Below are 5,359 nucleotides of genomic sequence, written 5' to 3'. Positions count from 1 at the left end.
TAAAGGCTATCCACACAAACATCACAATATGCTTAGTAAGCTGCTTAGCTTACTAACACTTTGCCTACTTAGTCAGCTTAGCCTTGCCAACACATCCCTTAGTGCCAGTGTTGACAGGAATAAAGTATATCTCAATGAGAGCTTCAACCTTAAGCTTCAGGGGAATGTGGATATCGACTTTAGCCTGGGCGGCTTAATGAGCTTTGGGCGAAACCAGATTGAAGCGCCAACAATTAAAGGGCTTGAAGATAGCTTTGAGATCCTTGATCGCCAGCAGAATTATAGTATGCGCTCCATTAATGGCGATACAACAACCGAAGTTACATGGAACTATACGCTTAGCCCAAAGCAGGCCGGTACACTAACTATTCCTCAGGCAATACTACAAGGAGCCAAATCTGAAGCTATTGTTATAGAGGTTGTGGAGGGTAAAGCACCCATCGACGCGGACAACCCTCCCCCTGTTTTTATTGAAGTTGAAACAGACAAATCAGATGTTTACGTTCAGGAACAAATCCAATATACCGTTCGCTTATTTTCCTTAGGAAGGCTTAGTAGCGGAAATTTAAGTGAGCCCGCCACAAGCAATGCCATCATTGAACCTTTTGGCGAGGAAAATAAATACTATCGTATGGCTTATAACCAACGCTATGAGGTCATTGAACGAAAGTACCTAATCTATCCTCAAAAAAGTGGTGCTCTCTATATCGATGGTTTAGCCTTCAACGGTGTGCTTATCGACAGCTATCAACGTAGACGCATACGTGTCTCGGAAATATCGGATGCTGTTCAAGTGAATATAGCACAGCCGAACCCCAATTTTACTGGTCAACACTGGTTACCAGCAAAGAGCCTGCATTTAAGTGAAAAATGGCAAGATGAGCAGCTCGAACTATCAATCGGTGATGCATTTACGCATGAAATCACCACCTCTGCTTTAGGTTTACTTGGGTCAGCCCTTCCCCCAATACCCGCGGTATCAAATGAACGGGTTAAGTCATACCCCGATAAACCGTCTGTTGAATCACAAGCTCACGAAGGCGGCTCATATGCCATACGAAAGGACGCAACAACATATATTGCCATCAAACAAGGCGAAATTACGCTACCGGAAATACGCATACCTTGGTGGGATACAGTCAACGATGTTGAGCGTATTGCTACACTCCCGGAGCGAACAATCATCATCAAACCGGGCGCTGTAAACCAAACTCAAAAGAATGAGCAGCCCTCCAGCATCGACTTAACTGATGATGGAAAAGCAACACCCAACCAAGAGTCCGAGATAGAAAGCACAGCTAAAAATACAGAGCCTAAGCACAATGAGAGCAATCAGCATGCCTTGCTAGCGATAATCGCACTACTCGCCTTTGGTTGGCTTCTAACGAGTTTGTTCCTACTTCTACGACTGAAGCAAGTAAAGCAAGACTTAAATAAACTAATCTCGATACAAGCTCCCGACTCTACTACTTCAGAACTCAGCTACAAACAATTAATTGAAGCAATTAGAAAGGGGTCGAGTGACATACCGAAGCTTGTACTAGCTTGGATCGAGAGCCAGCGAAAACAAAACACCGTTAAGTCAGCCCCCATTACCTTGCGTTCGCTGAAAGCTTTAGATGAGTCGCTTGCTGCCGAACTATTAGCATTCGAGAACGATCGTTACAGTAAAAATGCAACTCAGACCTATGACCAGCAAGCCTTACTTGAAGCATTAAAAAAATACACTAAAACAGCACCCGGCCTGAAAGGCAAAGACAATGCTTCTTTGCCACCGTTCTACCCGCAGTAGCACAGCCAGACAAACTTAGCCCAGAAAGCCAGCTATCGATGCTGCTCACGGCAGGCGCCAGGCGTTTGCCCTGTCCACTTTTTGAAGGCGCGATTGAATGCTGCTGCTTCTGAAAAGCCGAGCTGCAAAGCAACGTCATTAATACTCAGGTTTGCCTTGGCCAGCAACACCAAAGCCTGATCCCGACGAATACTGTCTTTTATTTCTTTAAATGAACTACCCTCATCTTTAAGGCGTCGCCGAGCGGTGTGGGTAGTTAAATGTAACTCACTGGCTACAAGATCAAAGCTAAGATTCTCGATCTCCAAGCTGCCACCCATACGACTCAATAGAATTCTTTTTATCTGCGCAGTAACACTGTCATCTGAACGAAATTGTTTTAGTAGCGATGCCGGCGCATTTTTCAAAAATGGCGCTAAGGTACTATCATTCTGAACAACCGGTAGATCTAAATACTTGCTGTTGAACACAACCCGGTTTTGCCCCTGAGAGAAAGCAACTCGGCAAGGAAACATTAACTTGTACTCTTCATGGAATAGAGGCCTTGCGAAAGTAAACTCAATTCGCTCAAGTAGTATCGGCCTTTCAATCAACCAACACGACAGACGAATCCAGATTATATAGAGCGAAGTAATTAGAAATACCTCATCAAAGCCCAAGTCATTCGAAAACTTGATTTCCAGATGCGCTTCGCCTTCTAGTTCAAGCAAGTTAATCGATAGTTCATCGCCAAACAGACCTATAAACTTACTCGCTCTAAGCAAGGCATGCCGCAAGCTAGTTGCAGTAATTATAGCGTGGCACATCATGCTAAACGTGCCGATTTTAAGTGGCTTTTCGACGAAGCCACTTGCTTCATCGCCCAACTCAGACCAAAGTGAGTGGAGCAAAGGGTCTACATAGTTCAAATCAATACGCTGTAATGGGTCTTTTCCCATATCCAACTGAAACTTGTCATAATCGAGATCAACACTCGCAAAAATCGAGTGCAAATTAATATTTCTTCGCTTAGCAGCAAAAAAGAAAGCATCGACAAGCGCTATAGGAATACTTAAGTTGGGAGACATGAGAGCTCAGACTGGTCCGGATAAGGTCAATCTGTCAAAAAATATGGCAAGAGTCAAGAACTTAGGGGAAGCAAGAAGAGCTCCCCCTTTATCAGAAAGATAAGAGGGTATTGCGACTAAATACCCAAGGAACTTAGTAGGTCATCAACTTCATCTTGGTTAGTTCCAGATAACTGGTCGGGGCGTAAGTTTTGATCCTCGGGAGATAAACTACCAAAGAGTTCATTTAATGACATCATCGTCAACATAAACTTCTGATCGGTAATCTGATCTTCAGAGTAGAGGTTCATACACTTAACAAGCTCACCACTAATCGCTTCACGGATCTGTCCTTGCTGGACCTCACTCAAGCCTTCAGCACCTTCAAGAACTGCTTTTTCAACATTTTCCATTATGCCCATTTGCTGTTCTTTCATGGCCTGGTAGGTTTCGTTAACCTGACTAAGTTCACTACTACATGACATCACTACATTTTTAATTTGTTCCGTTCTCGATTCTACGCGAGCTTCGAGGTTTTGATTGAGATCTAGGATCTCCTTTTCATCAAGCTTTCGTCGAGTAATATCCCGGATCATCACGGTAAAAATGATTTCGTCATCAACAAGCACTTTGTTTGTCACCATCGACAACCAAGCTTGCTGACCTTCAATCGTTGTCTCTATTTCGAAGCGGCCATCGTCTTGCGTTTGGGATGCAAGAAACTCCATATATTCACAACCCTGATCACAGTCTTCATCATCAAGCATTAATTCGAGGCCGCCCCGAGGTTGAACAATTTCAAACTCAGCTTGGGGGTAAAATGCCAGCTCAGGTACAATTTCGTCGAGCATCTTACCTTCAACCTCACCCTCTTGCTTTTTGATAACATCTCTACACGCAGGGGTAACAGTAGTAATCTTACCGTGTTTATCGGTACTTAAAAAAATAAAATCGGATGAAACCAGCAAGATGTCAATCAGGTCACTTTGTCGCATGTTTTTTGTTTTACTTTATCGTCAAATTAAATGGAAGGTTGCATATAACATTAGCAGCAAACACCAGCTTTTCCATTTGCAAAAGGTAAAATCCTTAAAAAAGCTCGAGCTCTCCAGCCTCTTCAATAATGGGTTCCGTCTTATCAAGGTACGTTGAGTCGAGGATGTGTATCAACTCTTTACTAACACCACACTTGCTCGGCATTAAAGCGACAGTTGGAAACAACAAGCCAATATTATTGGCACGGCTATCGAAGTATTTTTCATTTGTTATAATTGAGTCAGACTCAATTCTTTGCATTCCTAAAATTTCGTCAACTACTACAGCGATACTGTTTGAGCCCCCGGTATTAAAGCTAACCAATGTTAACTGTTCTCCCTTAAGACACTGCTCCATCCCAATACGACGACGCAAATCAAGAACCTGCATGATCTGTCCATTTATAGTAGTCATGCCCCGAAAAAAGTCGCCCTGATAAAACAGCTTTACCAAGCTGTAGTTTCCAGAAAAAACATTCTCAACATCGCGACAATAAACCGCCAATCTGATATGACCAACCCTAGCGACCAAATATTCATTTTTATCCATAAAACCCTCTGTGCAAAAAAATCCCATGAAAACCTAAACTTACTAATATTTAGCACATCAAAATTCGCTATATAATTTAAAGTGGTAGCAGCCAATCGACATTCTGTCCAACTTTTATCTCTCTTTTCTCAAACTCTTTATCAAATCTGATGTATTTGTAGTCTATTTTAGGCTCTACATGCTACGCGAAGCTCTTGAAAGGTGGTAAGATGAGTGTCCTTGCGAACTTAATATTATCGACTGGAAAACCAGTTAAACCATGCATCCATAAAGCCAATGCATTACCTAAGCTATTTACTTCTTATTCTCTTTGCCTCTGCACCTTTTCTTGCTAACGCTGAGCTTATGCAGCAAGAAAACATTCGCTACTGGCAGCTATTCGATAGTAACAGCTCCGCCTCTCTCGAAGATATCGTTGGTACGCCAAATAACACCTGGACACCTCTCCCGAATGGCTATACAAAATTAAATGCCTTAGAAGAGGATTACTGGAAAGCATCTGACGGTGCGACGATGTGGGTTAAAATTGAACTTCCCCGAATTGTCGATTCGGATCGAATTTGGATTGAGCTTGCACCCAATGTCGGATTAGATGGCGAATTGGCAATCTATGAAAACGGTCTCTGGACCTGGAAGCACGCTGCTGGTAGGCACGCTAGTGACAATGCCAGTTTCCCAGCCACCTTTCTTACCTTCGTTATCGAAAAACCGCGCGAACATCGCCTAGCCTTCCTTAAAATCAAGAGTTCACAAGTCTTAAATTTCAGCATAAACATCCGAGACCACGACTCACAACTTTCTCTTCTTGCTAGTAGAAATCTTGTGTATGGCTTGTGTTTTGGACTGATGATTCTTGCTTTTGTCTACAACATGGTAATTGGCATCTCTGCTGGAGAAAGAGTTTATACTTATTACGCCTCTTACGTTTTATGTATGT

5 protein-coding genes are annotated in these 5,359 nt (G+C 42.8%); 2 read left to right on the top strand and 3 right to left on the bottom strand.

Annotation, left to right across the window (positions count from 1 at the left end; genetic code table 11):
- Nucleotides 1–1,792: BatD family protein (locus A3757_RS13035; RefSeq protein WP_231878271.1), on the top strand; the 1,792-nt coding region annotated here is incomplete at its 5' end.
- Nucleotides 1,793–1,824: 32 nt separating this feature from the next.
- On the opposite strand, the gene A3757_RS13030 is transcribed toward A3757_RS13035, so the two are convergent.
- The 3 genes from A3757_RS13030 to A3757_RS13020 all read right to left on the bottom strand — a co-directional run bounded on the left by A3757_RS13030 (nucleotide 1,825) and on the right by A3757_RS13020 (nucleotide 4,422).
- A complete protein-coding gene (locus A3757_RS13030) occupies nucleotides 1,825–2,859 on the bottom strand; it encodes an AraC family transcriptional regulator (RefSeq protein ID WP_068506419.1) in 1,035 nt (344 codons plus the stop codon).
- A gap of 116 nt (nucleotides 2,860–2,975) precedes the next feature.
- Nucleotides 2,976–3,833, bottom strand: a complete 858-nt coding sequence (locus A3757_RS13025) for a hypothetical protein (RefSeq protein WP_068506415.1) — start codon at nucleotides 3,831–3,833, stop codon at nucleotides 2,976–2,978.
- A gap of 94 nt (nucleotides 3,834–3,927) precedes the next feature.
- Complete coding sequence (locus A3757_RS13020; RefSeq protein WP_068506412.1) at nucleotides 3,928–4,422, bottom strand: chemotaxis protein CheW; 495 nt, start codon at nucleotides 4,420–4,422, stop codon at nucleotides 3,928–3,930.
- Nucleotides 4,423–4,698: 276 nt separating this feature from the next.
- On the opposite strand from A3757_RS13020, the gene A3757_RS13015 reads away from it, so the two are divergent.
- On the top strand, nucleotides 4,699–5,359 hold a 661-nt coding region (locus tag A3757_RS13015; RefSeq protein WP_231878270.1), incomplete at its 3' end, for a 7TM-DISM domain-containing protein.

The organism is Oleiphilus sp. HI0117, assembly GCF_001635235.1.
The sequence above is the reverse complement of the archived record's forward strand: the minus strand, read 5'-3'. Positions and strand labels throughout refer to the sequence as shown.

Coding starts and splice junctions, on each gene's coding strand:
- A3757_RS13030 (WP_068506419.1), bottom strand. CDS start 2,859: ATGTCTCCCAACTTAAGTATTCCTATAGCGCTTGTCGATGCTTTCTTT.
- A3757_RS13025 (WP_068506415.1), bottom strand. CDS start 3,833: ATGCGACAAAGTGACCTGATTGACATCTTGCTGGTTTCATCCGATTTT.
- A3757_RS13020 (WP_068506412.1), bottom strand. CDS start 4,422: ATGGATAAAAATGAATATTTGGTCGCTAGGGTTGGTCATATCAGATTG.